General features: G+C 63.0%; 16 protein-coding genes. 4 read left to right on the top strand and 12 right to left on the bottom strand.

Translation table 11 applies throughout. From position 1 onward, the window contains the following. The first annotated feature begins 9 nt into the window (after positions 1-9). From ABFY71_RS10030 to ABFY71_RS10020, 3 genes are all read left to right on the top strand, one after another. Positions 10-951 carry a nucleoside hydrolase gene (locus tag ABFY71_RS10030; RefSeq protein WP_347945878.1) on the top strand — a complete coding sequence of 314 codons (942 nt, stop codon included), beginning with the start codon at positions 10-12 and terminating at the stop codon, positions 949-951. Between the two features lie 588 nt (positions 952-1539). Further along, entirely contained in the window at positions 1540-2151 is a 612-nt protein-coding gene (locus ABFY71_RS10025) for a LysE family translocator (protein ID WP_347945845.1), read from the top strand. Positions 2152-2286: 135 nt separating this feature from the next. Continuing rightward, positions 2287-3522, top strand: coding sequence for an MFS transporter (locus tag ABFY71_RS10020; protein ID WP_347945844.1), 1236 nt, complete (start codon positions 2287-2289; stop codon positions 3520-3522). Positions 3523-3618: 96 nt separating this feature from the next. Here the strand turns inward: ABFY71_RS10020 and ABFY71_RS10015 are convergent, their stop codons facing one another. The 12 genes from ABFY71_RS10015 to ABFY71_RS09960 form a co-directional block, all read right to left on the bottom strand. Then, positions 3619-4017 carry a GreA/GreB family elongation factor gene (locus ABFY71_RS10015; RefSeq protein ID WP_347945843.1) on the bottom strand — a complete coding sequence of 133 codons (399 nt, stop codon included), beginning with the start codon at positions 4015-4017 and terminating at the stop codon, positions 3619-3621. Positions 4018-4062: 45 nt separating this feature from the next. After that, the gene (locus tag ABFY71_RS10010; RefSeq protein ID WP_347945842.1) at positions 4063-4590 is read right to left on the bottom strand and encodes a GreA/GreB family elongation factor; all 528 of its coding nucleotides are present in this window, start codon (positions 4588-4590) and stop codon (positions 4063-4065) included. 126 nt (positions 4591-4716) lie between these two features. Beyond that, positions 4717-5121, bottom strand: coding sequence for a nucleoside diphosphate kinase regulator (rnk, locus tag ABFY71_RS10005; protein WP_347945841.1), 405 nt, complete (start codon positions 5119-5121; stop codon positions 4717-4719). 282 nt (positions 5122-5403) lie between these two features. Next, entirely contained in the window at positions 5404-6669 is a 1266-nt protein-coding gene (locus ABFY71_RS10000; protein WP_347945840.1) for an MFS transporter, read from the bottom strand. Positions 6670-6814: 145 nt separating this feature from the next. After that, complete coding sequence (locus ABFY71_RS09995; RefSeq protein WP_305579837.1) at positions 6815-7558, bottom strand: GntR family transcriptional regulator; 744 nt, start codon at positions 7556-7558, stop codon at positions 6815-6817. Continuing rightward, complete coding sequence (locus ABFY71_RS09990; RefSeq protein WP_305579838.1) at positions 7527-8402, bottom strand: isocitrate lyase/PEP mutase family protein; 876 nt, start codon at positions 8400-8402, stop codon at positions 7527-7529. Before ABFY71_RS09990 ends, ABFY71_RS09995 begins: the two co-directional genes overlap by 32 nt. A gap of 4 nt (positions 8403-8406) precedes the next feature. Then, entirely contained in the window at positions 8407-9930 is a 1524-nt protein-coding gene (locus ABFY71_RS09985; protein WP_347945839.1) for an MmgE/PrpD family protein, read from the bottom strand. A 55-nt stretch (positions 9931-9985) separates the two neighbouring features. After that, positions 9986-11473, bottom strand: a complete 1488-nt coding sequence (locus tag ABFY71_RS09980) for a tripartite tricarboxylate transporter permease (RefSeq protein ID WP_347945837.1) — start codon at positions 11471-11473, stop codon at positions 9986-9988. A gap of 1 nt (position 11474) precedes the next feature. Beyond that, positions 11475-12005, bottom strand: coding sequence for a tripartite tricarboxylate transporter TctB family protein (locus ABFY71_RS09975; RefSeq protein ID WP_347945836.1), 531 nt, complete (start codon positions 12003-12005; stop codon positions 11475-11477). Next, positions 11995-12948, bottom strand: a complete 954-nt coding sequence (locus tag ABFY71_RS09970) for a tripartite tricarboxylate transporter substrate binding protein (protein ID WP_347945835.1) — start codon at positions 12946-12948, stop codon at positions 11995-11997. Before ABFY71_RS09970 ends, ABFY71_RS09975 begins: the two co-directional genes overlap by 11 nt. A gap of 593 nt (positions 12949-13541) precedes the next feature. Continuing rightward, positions 13542-15044: a catalase gene (locus tag ABFY71_RS09965; RefSeq protein WP_347945834.1), complete on the bottom strand. Its 1503-nt coding sequence runs from the start codon at positions 15042-15044 to the stop codon at positions 13542-13544. Between the two features lie 284 nt (positions 15045-15328). Further along, positions 15329-18016 (bottom strand): cation-translocating P-type ATPase, encoded by a 2688-nt coding sequence (locus ABFY71_RS09960; protein WP_347945833.1) that lies wholly within the window; start codon positions 18014-18016, stop codon positions 15329-15331. A gap of 448 nt (positions 18017-18464) precedes the next feature. On the opposite strand from ABFY71_RS09960, the gene ABFY71_RS09955 reads away from it, so the two are divergent. Further along, positions 18465-19604 (top strand): efflux RND transporter periplasmic adaptor subunit, encoded by a 1140-nt coding sequence (locus ABFY71_RS09955; RefSeq protein ID WP_347945832.1) that lies wholly within the window; start codon positions 18465-18467, stop codon positions 19602-19604. Positions 19605-19609: the final 5 nt, after the last annotated feature.

Here is a 19609-nt window from a genome sequence, read left to right as displayed (position 1 = left end):
GGTTCCTCCATGCGCCGCAAGATCATCATCGACACTGACCCCGGTCAGGACGACGCCATCGCCATTCTGTTGGCTCTGGCCTCACCAGAAGAGCTCGATGTGCTGGCGATCGTCGCCGTGGCGGGCAATGTGGGCCTGCATCACAACGCCACCAATGCCCGCAAGATCATCGAACTGGCCGGACGCCCCGAAGTCCCGGTCTATGCCGGTTGCGCGCGGCCCATTCGCCGCCCCCTGGTCACGGCCGAACACGTGCATGGCGAAACCGGGCTGGACGGCCCTGAGCTCCCCGCGCCCGGTGTTCAGCTGCAGGCGCAGCACGGGGTCGACTATATAATCGACACCCTGATGGCAGCCGACCCCGGCACCATCACCCTGTGCACCCTGGGCCCTTTGACCAATATCGCCATGGCGCTGATCAAGCAGCCGGCCATCGCCCCCCGCATCGCTGAAATTGTCATGATGGGTGGCGCCTATTTTGAAGTTGGCAACATCACTCCGGCCGCCGAATTCAATATCTATGTCGATCCCGAGGCCGCCGATATCGTCATGCGCTGCGGCGCCCCCATCACCATGCTGCCGCTCGACGTCACCCACCAGATGCAGTCCACGCCCGAGCGGCTGGCCGCCCTGTTGGCGCTGGGCAACAACACTAGCAAGGCAGCCCATGCCATGCTGACCTTTTCGGAAGCCTTCGACCTGGCCAAATATGGCTGGGCGGGTGCGCCCCTGCATGACCCCACCGTCATCGCCTGGCTGCTCCGCCCCGAGCTGTTCTCGGGCCGCCATTGCAATGTCAAAATCGAGCTGGCGAGCGCATTGACCGCCGGCATGACCGTGGCCGACTACTGGCATGTCACCGGCCGCGACCGGAACGTCAACTATCTGCGCCATGGCGATGCGGCGGGCTTCTACACCCTGCTGCTCGAACGCCTCGCCCGCCTGCCCTGATCCATCGCAGGACCTCGCCCGCAAAACGCCGCCGCCTTCCGAGGGCGAGAGTGCCGGCCCGGCACGATGAGCGCCCACGAGTGGAGACACCCCTCCCCCTTGAGGGGGAGGCGGCGTGCGGACGACCAGAGCCCCCAACACCACGCCTGTCCAGAAGGCGGTTAAGTCACTGCCCCGGCAAGCAATTTCCCCGCGCGGAAAATCTTGTCCCCGCCCCCAAAACCGCCCGCGTACTTGTCCCGTTCCCGCCAACACGCGGCCCCGACGCAGGGCTGGGCGGGAAGACCGTGGGAGAGGGGCGTTTTTCCAGTCAGGATGGAGGTTCGGCAGCGGGGCCTGCAATACTGGTACCGCCTGAACCGGAGCTCGCCAAAAAAGCGGATCGTGATGGGCGGCCCTTGGTCCGTTCTATATCGACAGTTTCTGGTCCAATGGCCGCCCATTACCCGTGTAACCGCAAGCTGAAAGGCCGGGCGGCATTTCGGCACGCCAGAACGCCCATGGTCAAACCCCGATGCCCGGATCTGCTCTCTTGGCAATCGCTGCCGGACGGCCTAGTGTCCGGCCTCCCTATTCGAGACCACGACCATGGATGCCTTCACCCTCCTGACCTTCACTATTGCCTATGCCGTCGCCGTCCTGGTTCCCGGGCCCGGCGTTGCTGCAGTGGTGGCGCGGGCCCTGGGTGGCGGCTTCAAGGGCGCCTTTCCCATGGTCCTGGGGATTCTGGCGGGCGATCTGGCCTATTTCATTTTCGCCGTCTTCGGGCTGGCGACCATCGCCACCTATTTCGGGCCGATCTTCGTCGTCGTGCGCTGGGCCGGTGCCGCCTACCTGCTCTACGTCGCCTACAAATTCTGGACGGCACGCCCCGGCGCCGAACAGATGAAACCCAGGAACGAGGCCTGGCTCAAGACCTTCCTCGCCGGCTTCTCCCTGACCATGGGCAACCCCAAGACCATCGTGTTTTACCTCGCCATTCTGCCCACGGTTATTCCGCTCGACCAGATGAACCTGGTCGCCTTCAGCGAGCTGACCGCCATTGTGGTGATTGTCCTGCTGGCCATTGGCTGCGGTTATGCCTGGCTGGCCTCGGCTGCCCGCGACATGTTCCGCAGCGAGCGCGCCCTGGGTCGTCTCAACAAGGCCGCCGGGGCCATGATGGCGACCGCCGCCAGTCTGGTCGTCTTCCAGCACTGACGTCACCCCCCAGGCGATGGCGCGCGCGGCGCCGCCGCAGCGTATAGGCGGGAGTTCCTCGCCAGAGTAGCGGCACTGCGCGTGCCACCACACTTCGAAACACCGCCGGATCCGGCAGCTACCGCATGGAAGAATATGCAAGTCTCACAAGCCAAAATCGCCGGACCGTCCTACGCGATCATCTTCATGGTCAGCGGCGCCCATCTGATCAATGACCTTATCCAGTTCCTGCTTCCGGCGCTCTTCCCGCTGCTGAAAATGAACTATGATCTGGACTACTTCCAGCTTGGCCTGCTGACACTGGCGCAGCAGATCACCGCCAGCATACTGCAGCCACTGATGGGGCTCTATGGCGACATGCGGCCCAAGCCCTATACGATTGCCGTCTCCCTGCTGATTGTCGCATTGGGCATCGTTCTGCTGGCCATCGCCAACTCGTTCTTCCTGTTGCTCGTCGCGGCTGCAGTCATGGGCGTTGGCTCGGCCCTGTTTCATCCCGAAGCGTCGCGTATAGCCCGCATGGCATCAGGCGGGCGGCTGGGCTTTGCGCAATCCAGCTTCCAGGTTGGCGGCAATACCGGCACGGCCCTGGGGCCGCTGGCGGCAGCATTGATCGTCTTGCCGCTGGGGCAGATCAGCACGGTATGGTTCGGGCTGCTGGCCGTGCTCGGTGCCCTGCTGCTGATTCAGGTGGCACGCTGGTACACCAACCACCAGATTTCGATCAGAAACGCGGGCGCGCCCGCGCCGGTTCGCTCCCCGGTGCCGCGGAAACAACTGATCGTGGCATTTGCCGTTATCGGTGCCTTGCTGCTGAGCAAATACGTCTACATCGAGACGTTCAAGAACTACTATGCCTTCTTCCTGATCGAGAAGTTCAATCTGCCGGTGCAGGAAGCGCAGGGCTATCTGTTTGCGTTTCTCGCAGCCATCGCCGTCGGCACCTTCTTCGGGGGCCCGATCGGCGATCGCATTGGCCGCATCAAGGTCATCTGGGGGTCGATCCTGGGCGCCCTGCCCTTTGCCCTGCTGCTGCCGCACATGGACCTGATGGGCACCGCCATTCTGAGCATCTTCGTCGGACTGATCCTGTCGTCCGCCTTCTCTGCCATCGTGGTATATGCCCAGGAACTCCTGCCGCAAAAAGTGGGCATGGTGGCTGGGTTCGTGTTCGGATTCGCCTTTGGGATTGGTGCCCTTGGCGCGGCAGTTCTGGGCGCCGTCGCGGACCAGGTCGGCATCGAATACGTCTTCAATGCCTGCTCGCTCCTGCTTGTGCTGGGCTTTCTGACCATTCTGCTGCCGAACACCGAAACCACGGTACCGCCGCTCAACCTGACCAAGGGAACAAGAAAAGTGCAGCCGGGTTAGGGGTGCTGCCGCCCTTGTCCATCGAGCACCCGGCAAGGCACAGGGCCAGTGCCCCCAGGGTGTTGGCAAGCTGCCATCGCCACTACTCAGAACGGCTCAGGCATGTTCCCCGTCACTGACGGAATACACCGTGACCTCGTGCGGTTTTCCGTCCCGATCGGTCCATTTGATGGTCTGGCCGCGGCGCAGCCCCAGCAGCGCGGTGCCAATCGCCGAGAAGATGGATACCCTGTTGTTCCCCTGCTCGCGTGGGTAGGAGAGCCGCAATATCTGCGGCTCGCCGCCGTCGATACCGACCAGGACGCTCGATCCCATCCGCACTACGTCAGGCGGAAGCTGCTGATCATCAACGACCCTGGCGCGCCCCAGTTCGTGCAGTAGATTGTCGGCCTCGTCAGCGCTGTGACCAGCGCCACCCATGGCCAGAACCAGCAGATCGTGCCGATCCGACTCCGCCACCACGATCGAAGGAAGGTTGACCGAAAAGAAGCCCACAATAGTCTCCCGAGCATGCGTTCAATTGCTACAACACGGAACCGTTCAGGCGGCGCTTGGTCCTGGATCATCATCGCCCCCGAATGGGGCGACGGGTTGGCGTGAACGAGCCGACGAGAATAATCTGGCGGGCTCCGGCAGGTCTCGCCCCGAAATGACCTGCAGGTCCAGGCGGGAGCGCCGCTGCTCGGGCTGATAGGGCACCGCTTCAATGCGGATCATTTCCTCTGATCCATCCGGCAGTTGGGCCGGCACCGTCTGGCCGGCCGCCGCCCCGATCAGCGCCAGACCCCTGGGCGAGGTCACCAGCAGGGTGGGACCGTAGGCCGCGTCGTCGGGTCCGCCAATCAACGTGCATTCTTCTGCCGTCGCCCCATCCACGCAGAACCGGACACGGCTCCTGAGCGTGACCACATTGGCGGGAACATCGGTCGGAAACACGACAATGGCTGCATCAAGCTTGCGGCGGACAATTTCGGCAGCGCCGGCAAACGGCGCCTCATGCTGCTGCAACAGACTTTCAAGAAGCGCGAAGCCTCTGGCGGTGAGGACGACTGGAAGCTCGGTGGTCATGGAAAACTCCTGGAACATGAAAGGTTGCCGACAGCGACACCCCCTGATCCAGAGGCAGTTAGCCTACCGGACCAGGGGAAAACGCCTGTGTTGTGTTTGCCGAAAGGCTGGAGAGCAGCGTTTCAATTATGCCTCCACGGCTGCTTGTGCAGGCTGGACCACCGACAGGACCGTCAGCACGTTCTTGCGCCCGTCGCGCGCTTCCCATGTGATGGACTGGCCTGTCCGCAGACCGATGAGAGCGGCTCCCACGGGCGTCAGCACCGACACCTTGCCTTGGGCGATATCGGCATCAGCTGGATAGACCAGCGTAACATCGACCAGATCATCGCGATCCGTCCGATACTGTATGCGTGACCCCATGCGGACGACGTCTTCGGGCAGCTTGGCATCGGGCACCACGCGGGCGCGCTCCATTTCTATCAGCAGGCTATCGGCCGCCGATGCACTGCCGGCCGCGGCCAGAGCAAGAAGCTGTTGATGCTCTGATTGAGCAACACGAATTTGGGGTCTGAGAGTATGCGTGCGCATCGTGGTCTCCGCGTGTACGACTAATAGTTGCAGGCGGACATCATGATCCGGCTGACTACAACTGACTGGAAATAGGGGAAGTCCCAAAATCCCTAAACTTGGCATGCAGGCGCATAGCGAAGTTTAGGGCAACTATCCTTCGACCGGACTGGTCCGGCGTTTTACTGCTCTGAGGATGTTGAAATTCGGGCTCATGCTCACAAAGGTAAGCCCGAAAAAATTAAAGTCAAGCCAGCCTGGATGACATCAGGGTGTGCCGATGCCGTGCTGCGTCCTGGCCCTCTAGGCCAGTTTACGCAATGCCCAGAACGCCATCGCTCCCGACACACTCAACAGACCGAGAAAGATCAGCACGCCGCCTGCACCAAATCCAGTGTTCACCGGCGCCGAAAGCGCCTGGATAATGGCAGCACCGGCAAAAAAGGCCAGGTTTACCGCGGAAAGCGCCTTGCCGGCATGTTGGCCCGACACGGCAGCACGGCCCAGCGCAAACAGCAGGGGCTGAACCGAGATGAATGCTCCAAAGGCGATGATCAGCGCCACATCGTAGCCCGCAGAGAAACTGTCAACGCCGAACAACCCTGCGAGCAGACCACCATTGGCTCCTGCTGGCAGCAGGATCAGCGTGACGCCTGCCAGGACATGGCCGATGGCCAGCAGGAGGCGCGGCCGGCCCATGCGCTTGTCGATCAACCCGACAACCATGGGCATCACGATCAGCACCAGGGTTAGCCCCAGCAGAACGTTTCCTGTCGCCAGTCTGGACAGGCCCTTGGCGTCCATCAGCCACGGCCCGCCCCACATGCCACGCACCCCGATCATCACCGCAAACGACACAAAGGCGAGAACGACGACGCCACGCAGCGCGGGGGAAAGCCCGATCCTGGCAACTTCCTTGATCTCGGGCCAGACATTGGCAGGCATGTGTGTCGTCGGCCGGGCCGGCTTGATAACCAATTGCACAATGATGAGGACGATGACCGCAAACAGCGCCGGCAGTCCATAGGCAAGCCGCCAGCCATGGTGCTCGACGACCCAGGCCATCGGACTGGCCGACACCACCATGCCGCTATTTCCCACTGCCAGAATGAAGGCAGACCAAAGCGCGAACTGGCGCGGATCAGTCGTGCGGGCCGCATAGGTCAGTGGACAGAGCAGCATGCCGCAGCACCCGATACCAAGCACCGTTTGAGTGAGTATGAAGCTTGCAGGACCCTGCACCAAGGCCGCCAGCACCGAGCCGACGGCGACCAGGGCGAGCAGCACCGAAACCACTGACTTGACGCTATAGCGGTCAAGCGCCACGCCCACCGGGATCTGGCCCAGCGCGAAAGCCAGATGATAGAAACCGGTCATGGCGGCGATATCGCCCGCTGATACCGCCAGGTCCTGCGCCACCACATCGGCCGAAATGGCCGGCAGCGTCCGGATCAGGTTCGAAATGGTATGCCCCAGTGCCAGCACGGCCAGCGGCAAAGCGAACAGCCAGATAGTCGGTAGCGGCAGTTTCTTGTCTGCCGCTATGACGGTATCGACCGGGGATTTCATGGAACAATACTCACTTGAAAACACAACGTCGACGCTAGGGCTGCGCACGGCAACCGGCCTCGAACTGGCGCACTAACGCTGCCCCGACACCAATACCCATCCGAACCGCATAATCACAGTCCAACTACCCGGCAAAATGTCACATTCACAAGCCGTGGCGAATTTCGTTGCTCTCGATCCCGACACGGGCCGACGCAATGTGGCGGCGCATCAGCAGTTCGGCCAGGTCGGCGTCGGCATCTTCTATGGCATCGACAATCCGGACATGCTCGATCAAGGCGCGCTTGGCACGACCGGGCACAATGCGATGTCGCATGCGAAACAGCCGGAACAGGGTGTAATATTCGCCACACAGCAACTCGAACAGATGCTGGCTGCGCGACATTCTGGCAATCTTGAAGTGGAAATCCGAATTGGCCGTGGCCTGCCAGTAGATCATGGCATCGGGCCCCGCGAGTGCCTCGGCATGCGCGGCCAGCATGTTGCGCAGTTCGGCAACCTCTTCCGGCGTGGCGTTTCGGGCGGCCTCGCGCGCCGCCAGGCCCTCGAGGACCTCGCGGATACGGAACAGTTCACCTGCCATTGCGCTGGAGGGCACGATGACCCGCACCCCCTGACGGGGGAGGCGCGTCACCAGCTTGCGTTCCTCCAATCGCCGAATGGCCTCGCGCAGCGGTCCGCGGCTGACCCCGTATCGGCTGGCCAGACGGGGCTCGCTCAGCTTGCTTCCCGGGGCGAATTTCCCCGTAACAATGGCCTCGCTCAACCGCTCAAACAATGAGTCGGCAAGCGATGTGCTCTCGCTATCGATTCCGGCATCGCGCTGGGTGGGTTCAACCAGCTCGCCCAGTTTGGCTTCAAGAACTGACGTAGCGCTTCTCCAATTCATCAAACAGGGGCTTGTTGACCAGGCGCTGCCGCTCCTTGAAGCTGGCAACCGGGCCATCTTCATCCAGGCTGCCCTTGCTCTTGAGCTCGCCGAGCGCCGCCTGCATGCCGTAAACCGCCCCCTGCAGCGCGACATTGGCGTAGAGCACCAGCGAGAAGCCCAGTTTGTCGAGCGTCTCAAGCGGCATGATCGGGGTGCGGCCGCCCACCACCAGATTGACCAATTGCGGTGTGTTCTTGAGCCGTGCCGGGATATCGCGGATTTCATCGACGCTCTCGGGCGCTTCCACGAAGGTGATGTCGGCGCCGTCCTCGATAAACGCCTGCGCCCGTTCGATGGCCGCCGCAAAGCCCTGGGTGGCGCGGGCATCGGTGCGGGCAACGATCAGCAGATTGGGGTCCTGCCGGGCATCGACCGCCGCCTTGATACGGCCGCGTGCTTCCCCCAGGTCCACCACGTCCTTGCCCGAAAAGTGACCGCAGCGCTTCGGACTGACCTGGTCTTCGAGCTGAATGGCGCTGGCACCGGCCCGCTCCAGGGTCCGGATGGTGTGCCGGACATTGAGTGCATTGCCAAAGCCGGTATCGGCATCCACCACAATCGGCAGATCGGTCGAGTCACGGATCGTGGCGGTATGTTGGGCAATCTCGGGCAGGCTGATAAAGCCCAGGTCGGGCATGCCGAGATAGGTATTGGTCAGCCCGGCGCCCGACAGATAGATCGCCTCAAATCCCAGATCGGCAATGACGCGGGCGGCCAGCGCATTGGCGGCCCCCGGCATCAGAATCGCGCCGCCCCGGTTGAGCCGGGCACGGAAGGCTTTGTTGATCTCATGGTTGAGCATGATGCTACTCCAGTCCGCGATCGAAAATGCCCTGGCCAGTGGGCTTGGACGGGGTAACCGCGCCGGTCGGCAGCGCCGGGATCAGGCCGTCCAGCGCCTTGCTCGACAGACCGGCAAAGCCCTTGGCCGCAGCCAGAAAGCTCTGCCGTTCCCCATCGCCCAACGCGCCACGGTTCAGCGTCTCGAACTTGCCGACATAGTCGGGCCAGGCCCAGGGATGCGCCCCGTTGGGGTGGGCATCGGCAACCGCGCGTTCGCCGGTTACGGTAGTTCCATCGGCCAGCGTCACGATAATCTTGCCACCAAAAGCGCGTTTGGCCGGATCAGCGTCGAGATAGCGTCGCGTCCATTCCGGGTCTTCCACCGTGCGGATCTTGTGCCATAGCGCCACGGTCGAAGGGGTGCGGGCGCGCTCGCGCGTATAGCTGTCGACATGGTGCCATTTGCGATCTTCAAGAGCGACAGCCAGAATGTACATGATCGAGTGATCAAGGGTTTCGCGGCTGGCTTCCGGATCGCTCTTCTGCGGGTCGTTGGCGCCCGTTCCGATCACGTTGTGGGTGTGATGGCTGGTCTCGAGCAGGATCGATTTCACCTTGCTCAGATCGCCAATCTGCGCCGAAAGCTCGATTGCCAGATCGATCAGCGCCTGTGCCTGATATTCGGCCGAGTGGGCCTTGGTATAGGTTTCCAGAATGCCGCGCGGCGCTTCCCCATCGGCCGGCAGATAGACGTCATAGCGACTGTCAGGACCGCCCAGCATCCAGGCGAGAACGGACTCTTCACCCTCGTAGATTGGCGATGGCGAGGCTTCCCCCCGCATGGCGCGGTCGATGCACTCGATGGCCAGCTTGCCCGAGAACCCCGGCACATAGGCCTTCCACGAGCTGATTTCGCCTTTGCGCGACTGACGCGTCGAGAACGACAGATGCACCGCCTGATTGACCGCCTGGAAAATGGTCTCGGTGGGCAGTCCAAGCATCGCCCCGATACCGGCAGTGGTGGCCGGACAGAGATGGGCGACATGGTCCTTCTTGTATTGGTGCAACGAGATGGCTTTGACCAGCGCCACGTGGATCTCGTAGGACACCGCGATGCCCCGGGCCAGCGCCGCGCCATCAAGCCCCATCTGCTGCGCCACCGCGATCAGGGGGGAGATGGCATCGCCCGGATGGGAATAGTCGGCGGCCAGGAATGTATCGTGAAAGTCCAGTTCGCGCACCGCCGTGGCATTGGCCCAGGCAGCCCATTCGGCATCGACCCGCACCTGGGCTGGCAGGCCATAGACCGTGCCGCCACCCTTGCGCGGATGCGCCAGCGCCATGGCGCGCGCCGCGGCGACCGGCGCCCGGTTGATCGCCGCCAGCGCCACGCTGGCATTGTCCACGATGCGGCAGGCAATCATCTCCACCACATCGGCATCGAGCTGACCGCAATTGGCAGCAAAACTGGCAATATGCCAAGCCAGTTGATTTTCGCGCGGCAGGTTGTCGGCGGAGGGATGAACTCGAACAGTATGCTTCTTCATCGCAGAGTGGTCTTTCATAAATCAGGCAGTGAAGCTGGCCCGCGGGCCAGCTCGATTAAGCGTTGGCCTTGAGGCGGTTGAGCACGATGGGGGCCAGCAGGAACAGCGCCGCGATGACCAGCATGATGGCCGACAGCGGGGTTGAAACCAGCACTACCGGATTACCCTGCGCAGCCGCCAGCGCCGTGCGCAGCTGCACCTCGGCCATGGGCCCCAGGATCAGCCCGATCAACACCGGTGCGATGGGAAAGTCATAGACGCGCATGACATAGCCGACGATGCCGACCGTCACCATGACGATCAGATCGATGACCTGTCCTGACAGGCCCCAGATGCCGATCATGGCGAACACCAGTATGCCGGCATAGAGCTGCGGTCGCGGGATCAGCAACAGCTTCACCCAGATGCCGACCAGCGGCAGGTTCAACACCAGCAACATGACATTGCCGATATACAGCGAAGCGATCAGGCCCCAGATCAGCTCGGGGTTGGATGTGAACAGGAATGGTCCCGGTTGCAGGCCATAATTCTGGAACGCCGCCAGCAGCACGGCGGCAGTGGCCGACGTCGGCAGCCCCAGTGTCAACAACGGCACCAGCATGCCGGCCGCGGCGGCATTATTGGCCGCCTCCGGGCCCGCCACCCCTTCAATCGCGCCGTGTCCGAATTCCTCGCTGTGCTTGGAGAGTTTGCGCTCCAGCGTATAGGAAAGCATGGTGGGAATTTCAGAGCCGCCAGCAGGCAGGGCACCCATCGGAAAGCCGAGGGCGGTGCCACGCAACCAGGGCTTCCAGGACCGCTTCCAGTCCTGCTTGGTCATCCACGTCTGTCCCTTGAGCGCCGTCGTATCCCCGGCGCCGCGCCGATAGCGGCTGGCGACATAGAGAATTTCGCCAACAGCAAAGAGCGACACCAGCACCACGGTGAGTTCGATGCCGTCGAAAAGCCCGGGCACGCCAAAGGTCAGTCGCGCCGCGCCGGTCATCTTGTCGATGCCGACCACGCCAAGCGCCAGCCCGATGAACAGCGAGATAAACCCGCGCACCCGCGAGCTTCCCATCACCACCGCCACCGAGGTAAACGCCAGAATGATCAGCGCAAAATAGTCGGCAGGCTTGAAGTAGAAGGCAATTTCCGCGATCACCGGCGCTGCAAAGGTCAGGAGCAGCGTGGCAATGGTGCCCGCCACGAAGGAGCCAATGGCTGCCGTGGCAAGGGCTGCGGCGCCCCGACCCGAGCGGGCCATCTTGTTGCCCTCCAGCGCCGTCATCATTGAGCCGGACTCGCCCGGCGTGTTGATCAGGATGGATGTGGTGGAGCCGCCATACATGGCGCCGTACAGCACGCCGGCAAACATGATGAAAGCCGACGTTGGCGCAACCGAAATGGTCACGGGCAGCAATAGCGCAATGGTCAGCGCCGGACCGATCCCCGGCAGGACGCCGATCGCCGTGCCGAGTACCGAACCGAGCAGCGCCCACATCAGATTGGTTGGTTGCAGCGCAACCGAGAAGCCCTGCAGCAGGAGTTCAAAGGATTGCATGTCAGAACCCCGCCATCGGCAGAAATGCCCCGAGCTGCAGCCCGAGACCGGAGAACAGGAACCAGGCTGCCGTACCCAGAATCGCGCCGTAAACAAGGTCGAGCAGCGGCTTGCGCGACGAAAATGATCGCGCCACCAGCGTGAAAGACAGCATGGCCGTGATCGGCAGGCCCAAGGTCTCTATGGTAAAAATGGGCAGCAGGACCGCAGCCAGGGCCGTGCCGAGCGCGACGGGATTGGCCTTCAGGTCGCCCGCGGCATCTTCTGCGTCCTGCGGCTCGAATTGTTCGCCGCGGGCAATCTGCACCAGCAGCATCACCCCCAGGATGACCAGCCCGCCGCCCGCAATCGTGACAAACAGGCCCGGACCGATCGAGGAATAGCGCGCACTTTGCGCCAGGGAGGTCGAGCCATAAAGGCAGACGCCGCCAAGCGCGATGACCGCAAGCCCCAGCCACCACGGACGGGAGACGGCGCGAGCGCCGCCTCCCTTCCCGGTTTCGGGCAAGCCGGAACCTGGATTAGTCGACAAGTCCGACATCCTTCAGCACCGCCCCGATACGCACCGTCTCATCAGCGATGAACTGGCCGAATTCGGCGCCGCCGAGATAGTTCTGGGCCCAACCCTGGGTTTCCAGAACCTTGTGCCACTGCTCGCTCTCGTTCAGCTTCTTGAAGTTCTCGACCCAGAGCGCGTAATTGTCGTCCGGCATGTTGGGCGAGCCCAGTACACCACGCCAGTTACCCACTTCCACGTCATACCCGGCTTCCTTGAAAGTCGGGGCATCAATACCGGCCAGCCGCTCAGGCGCCGTGACACCAAGGATGCGAATGCGTCCCTGCTCGGCGAACTGCGCGAACTCGGACACGCCGGAGAACCCTGCCACCAGCGTACCATTGATGATGCCGGTTACGGTTTCAGCACCGCTGGCCTGCGGAATATAGTTGAGATCGTTCACCGGCACGTCGCCGGCCTGCGCCAGCAGCGCCAGCGCGATCTGGTCCACGCCACCGGCCGAACCGCCACCAACAGCCGTGGCGCCGGGGTCGGCCTTGAGGGCAGCCACGAATTCAGCCAGCGTCTGGTACGGTGAATCCGCCTTGACCGCGATCACATCATATTCGGTGGTCAGCCGGGCAATCGGCCGGAAGTCGGCAAGCGAGATCGGCGACTTGTTCATGTCGATGGCGCCGACTGTGATGGCGCCGAAAATCGCCAGCGCATCGGCCTTGCCGGACTGCGAGTTCTTGAATTCGGCCAGCCCGATAGTGCCGCCAGCGCCGCCCGTATTGGTGAAGTTCACCCCGCCGCTATAGATGCCGGCGTCAATCATCGCCTGCATCGCCTGACGGCCCGTGCCGTCCCAGCCGCCGCCTGGATTGGCTGGCAGCATGACATTGACCTGTGCCTGGGCGGCACCAGTCGCGAGTGCCGCAAACATAGCCAGCGGCAAAAGAGCTTTTTTGAAGTTCATTGGTTTCTCCTCTTTGAGACCATCGACACAATCTCATCGTTATCGATGACGTTTTTGTCGACAGAAACACGCCCCAACTACGAACATGTGGCGATTTCAATGTCAACATCGATGATTATGCTGACAGAAAATACACCGACGAACCTCCACGCGAGCTGTGCCCCGACGCGCGCATCGCCAAGCAAGGCGAACCCGAACGCGATCTGGCGGAGCTCCCTTCGAACAGGGTTTCGTCCGTCAGAATCGCGCTCGTCAGCCGGCAAACTGGCCGACAAATCTCAATCGGGGTGCAAATAGCGCAGTCGGTCCGACCACCAGCGAGATAGTGGCGGTGGTACGGGCGTGGGCGCTCATCTCAAGCGTGGCACCAGACACGACTGTGCTGGCGACAGAAACGAATTTGGCGGGCCGGGGCGCGGACGCGCCGCCAGTAAACGCACAACAGCAAGTGATCACTGCCAGCACTGCACCACCGCCCCGGCTCTGGCGCATGACGGTCGACAGGGCTGTCTTTACCGACACCCCCTGAAACTAGCGTGCCCGCCGGTCCGGTCGCATGGACACAGACCGGCGGGCAAGAGGTTTGGCTGGGACTAGCCGCCTTCGCCCATGCCCTCTGCCGGCTCAGGCGCGTTGCCGGAGCGAACCTTGTCCTCGATGCGTTGACCGGTGGCAGCGTCGACGCTCTTCCAGTAGGCGAAGGCGCGGCTCAGCACCGGCTCCCGAACGCCGCCCAACAGGCTTCCCGCCACCTGATCGACAAACTGATCGCGCTGCGCATCGTTCCAGACTTCGCGCACCATTGTGCCGGGCTGACTGAAATCGTCGTCTTCGGCGTGCAGGCTATAGGCGCTGCGCACCATCTCGCCGTCGACTTCCCAGCCTTCGGCCACCGGGCCGGTCTCGTCGGCCCATGGGCGCCCGCCACTATTGGTGGCGTAAACCGGCGCGCTGCCGCTGTGCTGATACGCCATCTGGCCGTCGAACATGTAGCTGTTCACCGGCACCTTGGGCTGGTTGACCGGCAGTTGGTGGAAGTTTGTGCCGATGCGGTTCCGCTGCGCATCATTATAGGCAAAGGCCCGGCCCAGCAGCATTTTGTCGGGCGACAGCCCAATGCCGGGAACCGTGTTGCCGGGAGAAAACGCCGCCTGCTCGATCTGCGCGAAGAAGTTCTCCGGGTTGCGATTGAGCGTCATGGTGCCGACCCTGATCAGCGGATAGTCGGCATGCGGCCACACCTTGGTCAGGTCGAACGGGTTGAAGCGATAACCCTTGGCTTCGGCATAGGGCATGACCTGCACCGACAGCGTCCAGCTCGGATGCTCACCACGGGCGATGGCCTCGAACAGATCACGGCGATGGATATCGGCATCGCTGCCGGCCACTGCGGACGCTTCGGCATTGTTGTAGAACGCCATGCCCTGATTGGTGTGGAAGTGGTACTTCACCCAGAATTTCTCGCCGGCAGCGTTGATCCACATATAGGTGTGCGAACCATAGCCGTTCATCTGGCGCCAGGTGCGCGGCAGGCCGCGCTCACCCATCAGATAGGTCACCTGGTGGGCGCTTTCAGGGTTATTGGTCCAGAAGTCCCACTGCATGTTGTTGTCGCGCAGGCCGGAATCCGGCAGGCGCTTCTGGCTGCGGATGAAGTGGGGGAACTTCATCGGATCGCGCACGAAGAACACCGGTGTGTTGTTCCCGACCAGATCGTAATTGCCCTCGTCGGTATAGAATTTGAGCGAGAAGCCGCGCACGTCGCGCCAGGTGTCGGGGCTGCCCATTTCGCCGGCAACCGTCGAGAAGCGCGCCAGCATGTCGGTCGAGGCGCCCTTCTGGAACAGCGACGCCTTGGTATAGGCCGACACGTCCTCGGTGACGCTCAGCACGCCGAACGCACCGGCGCCCTTGGCATGGGGCTGCCGCTCCGGCACCTTTTCGCGGTTGAAATGGGCCATCTGTTCGAGAAAGTGCACATCGTGCAGCAGAATGGGGCCGTCCGAACCGACGGTGAGCGTGTTACGGTCGCTCGGTGCGGGGGCACCTGCACCAGTGGTGGAGCCAACGCTCTCCTTCTTATCCCAGGCGGTCATACTGTCATTCCTTTCCGGACCGCTTCCGGCCCGTTGCAAACTATCTTCGAACTTTGTGGACTTGGGTCCGCGATGATCTAACGTCAAGTGGACCGTGCAGGACGCAGGATTGGGCCCATGCCCAGTGTCCGCTGTCACCAATCAAGTCAGCTTGGCAGATTAAGGCGCGTTGGCACGCAGGTCTAATGATATTTGCGGCAACACGGCGTCAGCGCACCGGGTTCAGCGGCCCTCGCCAGCAAGCCACCAATCGGCGACACGCCATCCGCCCCCCTCTGGCAATGTCACAGCCGGGCCGATCTTAGAACGATAAAGATCTGCCCGATGAGCAGGGGACCAAGACTTGCCCCCATCGCCAGCAGCAAGCCGGCGCCGCCGGGGTCGGGCAGTTTGAGGATGGCCGACAGGCCCGGCACCCAGAGCGCCGCAGCGATCAGACCGAGGCACAGCGCTATGGCCCCCCATACCCAGGGGTTGCAGGTCACCGCATTCACGAAAAGCCGCCCGCCCGGCGCCCGCACATTGAACACGTTCCACAACTGCGCCAGCGCCAGCGTCAGGAAGGCCACCGTAACCGATGGCCCCAGGTCCAGCAGCAACCAATGCAGCGCCAGCCAGAATGCGGCCAGCGTCGCCAGGGTGATCGCACCGCCCAGCACGGCAATGGTAATCCAGCGGATGCGGTCGATGATCGGCTCGGTCGGGTCACGCGGCGGCTGGTTCATGACCGTGTCATCGCCTGCACCAAGCCCAAGGGCAAAGGCGGGGAAAACATCCGTCACAAGGTTCAGAAACAGGATTTGCAGCGGCAGCAGGGGCATGGGCAGACCCGCGCCGACGGCCAGGCCGACGATCAGCACTTCGCTGACATTGCATGACATCAGATAGATGACGAACTTGCGGATATTGTCGAAAATCACGCGTCCCTGCCGCATGGCAGCGATGATCGTGCCAAAGGAATCATCCGTCAGCACCATGGCTGCCGCTTCGCGCGCCACCTCGGTGCCGCGCTGACCCATGGCGATGCCGATATCGGCCTTCTTGAGGGCGGGAGCGTCATTCACCCCGTCACCGGTCATCGCTACAATGTGGCCGCTGTTTTGATGGAGCGTTGCAAGGTTCAGCTTGGTTGCCGGGGTTACACGGGCAAAGACGTCGGCGGCAAGAATTCGGTCACGCAGCGCCCCGTCAACCGTTTCCGGATCCAGGCCGGTCAGTTCATCCCCCTCGATCACCGTCAGCACGTGGCCATCCGCGCCCAGTCCGGCCTGGCGCGCGATGGCGGCGGCGGTATCGGCGTGATCGCCGGTCATCATCACGATACGCACACCGGCGGCGCGGGCAGCGGCGATGGCCTCGGCAACATCGCCGCGCAAGGGATCGCGCAGGCAGACCATGCCGACCAGTGTCAGGTTCTCATAGGGAACGACATCGTCGCGATCTGTGCGCTTCATCGCCAGGGCGAGCAGGCGCAGCCCGTCACTGGCTGCAGCCCCGCTGCGCGCCAGCCAATCGGCGCGCACCGCAGCGTCCATATCCTCCATACCGTCCGGGCCAAGAACCTGGGTGCAGCTGTCGATCACCGCCTCGGGCGCGCCCTTGATCGCGTAGAATATCCCCTCGCTGTCCCGATGCACGCTCGCCATCATCTTGCTGGCTTGATCAAAGGCGTGCTCACCAATCTTTTCGCATTCGGGCAACAGTGTCTCGCGCCCCTGCCCGGCCAGCGCCGCGACCCGCAGCAGCGCCAGTTCCATCGGATCACCCGACGAAGTATCGTCGGCTTGCCCCAGCGACGCGCCGTTGCACAGCGCGCCAATCCGCAGCAACGCCCCAAGGCGCGCGTCCTGCCCGGGATCAAGCATGTGCCCGTCGCGTTCGAACTGCACGGCGGAGCCCTGCCGGGTCAGGTCCAGCGTCGTGTCGGAGACAAGATATTGCACAACCGTCATGCGGTTTTCGGTCAGCGTGCCCGTCTTGTCGGTGAGGATGACCGTGGTCGCGCCCAGTGTCTCCACCGATGACAGGCGCGAGATGATCGCATTGCGCGCCGCCATGCGCCACATGCCACGGGCCAGACTCAGTGTGGCGACCACCGGCAATCCTTCGGGCACTGCCGCAACGGCCAGGGCAATGCCGGTCTGGATCATTATTGCCATTTCGAGGCCGCGCAGAGTGCCCGCGCCGATCACCAATGCGGCAAGCCCCAGCGTCAGCCAGACCAGTCGATGACCCAACCGGTCGAGGCGCTGCTCCAGCGGCGAGGCCGTGGATTGGGCGGTCTGCACCAGATGGCTGATATGGCCAAGTTCGGTTGCCATCCCGGTGGCGGTGACGATTCCGGTGCCGGTCCCCTGGGTGATCGCCGTACCCTTGAAGACCATGCAGGCCCGGTCCCCGATCGCCGCATCCGGTGACACCGGCTCGGTCTGCTTCGCCACGGGCACCGATTCCCCGGTCAGCACGGATTCGTCACATTGCAGGTTCGAGGCCTGCACCAGCCGCAAATCGGCGGTCACCATATCCCCCGCATCAAGCAGGACAATATCGCCCGGCACCAGCTCCTGTGCGTCGATGCGCACTGTCTTGCCCGCGCGCCGGACCCGGGTCGTGGTCGTGGCGATATTCAACAATGCTTCCATTGTGCGGGCGGCGCGCAGTTCGGTGGCAAAACCGATCAGGGCGTTGATCACCAGGACCACAATGATCGCGCTGCCCTCGGCAATGTCATCAAAATAGAACGACAGTGCCGCGGCAAACGCCAGCAACCAGACGATTACGCCCTTGAACTGATGTGCCAGAATAACGAAGACGTTCTGCCGGGCATGGGCGCGCAGCTGGTTCGGGCCATGGCGGGTGCGTCGCTCGGCTATGGCTTGCTCATCCAGTCCAAATTCCGGATCGACCGCCAGTCCTTGCGCCACAATGTCGGCCCGCTCGGCAAAGGCCACGGTTGCGTTCACGTCATTCATGAAAGCCTGGTCTCCTTCGAGCGCATTCCGCAATGGTTTAGCCACCTGACACCTGACCGCCCTGTCTGCAAGCCGGCGCTTATGCCGGTTCTGTCGCGAATCTGGTGGAAACCAGTCGGTGGCCTGCGCGGTACAGGGGGATTTGGGCCTGATCATGCTCCGAGGTCAACGCTGATCAGGGCATTGTGCCGGCCCCATCTCCGCCCGCCCGCATTCGGCCCCATTGCCAGGGGCCCGGTGCAGCCAATGGGAGGGACGCCGTGCCAGTTGCCGGGGGCCGATCAGGGCACGGCATGCTCGCGGCCTTACCGCATTGTAATGTTTGGCGGGCTTTCTTCATTGTGAATGAGGGCGTCGCTCTGGTAATTCATCCATAGCCGCTAGCCGGCAACGCTTCGCGCTTTGGACAGTCTGGGGTTTGGATTTGATACGGCAACTTTTGGCGTCCATGGTAGTTTTGGCCATCGCAGTTGCGGCCTGGATCGTTTTTGTTCCCAGCGCCACGCTTACCCTCGCCAACTATGGCATCGCCCTGCCTTTCGGCGCTTCGCCCGCTCAGGAAACGCGGCCCGGCGGCGCGCCAGCCAATGGCGGCGGCAGAGCTGCCGGCGGTCGACAGACCAATGTCGTGACGACGCCGGCGACCCTGGCGACCATCAACGCCACCCTCACCGCCATCGGCGAGGGAACGGCCGCGCGCTCGGTTACCATCTCCTCCCCCGCTGGCGATTATCTTGCCGAAGTGCTGGTTCGCCCCGGCCAGATCGTCGCTGCGGGTGAGGTTCTGGCGCGACTGGAGTCCGAGAACGAGCAGATTGACTATGATCGCGCCGTACTCGCTGCAGAAGATGCCAGCGCGACCCTGGCCCGCACGCAGGGCCTCGCCAGTTCCAGCCTGGTGGCCACCACCGCAGTGGCCGCTGCCGAGCTGGCCTCCGCCAATGCCGATCTGGCCCTGCGCAACGCCGAAGTCGCCCTGGCCCGCCGCACCATTACCAGCCCGATCGCCGGAACGATTGGCCTGATCAGCGTAACGCCGGGTAACTATGTCACCGCACAGACGCCGATCACCACCATCGATGACGCCTCCTCGATCCTGATCGACTTCTGGGTGCCGGAGCGTTACGCGCCGGCCATCGCGCTCGACGCCCCCGTCACCGTGGCCGCAACCGCCCTGGCGGGCCGTCAGTTCCCGGGCGCGATCCGCGCCATCGACAGCCGTATTGACCCCGCCAGCCGCACCTTGCAGGTGCAGGCCGAGATCCCCAATGCCGACGGCGCGCTGCGCGCGGGCATGTCCTTCTCGGTCGCCCTGAGCTTTCCCGGAGAGCAGTATCCGGCGGTCAATCCTCTGGCGATCCTGTGGTCTGCCGAGGGCTCATATGTGTGGAAATATGTTGACGGGGAGGCGGTCCGCGTACCCGCCGAAATCGTGCAACGCAACAGCGATGGCGTTCTGGTCAGGGCCGATCTCGCAGCCGGCGACGCCATCATAACCGAGGGCATATTGCAGCTGAGCGATGGCGCCAGGGTGACCTTGCTCAGTGGTCCTGATGGCACTGCCGAAACGGCCATCCCCCAACCCTGAGTCCC

Source organism: Devosia alba (genome assembly GCF_039938915.1).
Taxonomy (GTDB): Bacteria; Pseudomonadota; Alphaproteobacteria; order Rhizobiales; family Devosiaceae; genus Devosia; species Devosia alba.
The sequence above is the reverse complement of the archived record's forward strand: the minus strand, read 5'-3'. Positions and strand labels throughout refer to the sequence as shown.

Bases quoted from the DNA above. Each gene is read 5' to 3' on its own strand.
- ABFY71_RS09965 (WP_347945834.1), bottom strand. From the start codon at position 15,044: ATGACCGCCTGGGATAAGAAGGAGAGCGTTGGCTCCACCACTGGTGCA.
- ABFY71_RS09985 (WP_347945839.1), bottom strand. From the start codon at position 9,930: ATGAAGAAGCATACTGTTCGAGTTCATCCCTCCGCCGACAACCTGCCG.
- rnk (WP_347945841.1), bottom strand. From the start codon at position 5,121: ATGCGCACGCATACTCTCAGACCCCAAATTCGTGTTGCTCAATCAGAG.
- ABFY71_RS10020 (WP_347945844.1), top strand. From the start codon at position 2,287: ATGCAAGTCTCACAAGCCAAAATCGCCGGACCGTCCTACGCGATCATC.
- ABFY71_RS09995 (WP_305579837.1), bottom strand. From the start codon at position 7,558: ATGAATTGGAGAAGCGCTACGTCAGTTCTTGAAGCCAAACTGGGCGAG.
- ABFY71_RS09960 (WP_347945833.1), bottom strand. From the start codon at position 18,016: ATGAATGACGTGAACGCAACCGTGGCCTTTGCCGAGCGGGCCGACATT.
- ABFY71_RS09970 (WP_347945835.1), bottom strand. From the start codon at position 12,948: ATGAACTTCAAAAAAGCTCTTTTGCCGCTGGCTATGTTTGCGGCACTC.
- ABFY71_RS09955 (WP_347945832.1), top strand. From the start codon at position 18,465: ATGGTAGTTTTGGCCATCGCAGTTGCGGCCTGGATCGTTTTTGTTCCC.
- ABFY71_RS10000 (WP_347945840.1), bottom strand. From the start codon at position 6,669: ATGAAATCCCCGGTCGATACCGTCATAGCGGCAGACAAGAAACTGCCG.
- ABFY71_RS10030 (WP_347945878.1), top strand. From the start codon at position 10: ATGCGCCGCAAGATCATCATCGACACTGACCCCGGTCAGGACGACGCC.
- ABFY71_RS09980 (WP_347945837.1), bottom strand. From the start codon at position 11,473: ATGCAATCCTTTGAACTCCTGCTGCAGGGCTTCTCGGTTGCGCTGCAA.
- ABFY71_RS10010 (WP_347945842.1), bottom strand. From the start codon at position 4,590: ATGACCACCGAGCTTCCAGTCGTCCTCACCGCCAGAGGCTTCGCGCTT.
- ABFY71_RS10025 (WP_347945845.1), top strand. From the start codon at position 1,540: ATGGATGCCTTCACCCTCCTGACCTTCACTATTGCCTATGCCGTCGCC.
- ABFY71_RS09990 (WP_305579838.1), bottom strand. From the start codon at position 8,402: ATGCTCAACCATGAGATCAACAAAGCCTTCCGTGCCCGGCTCAACCGG.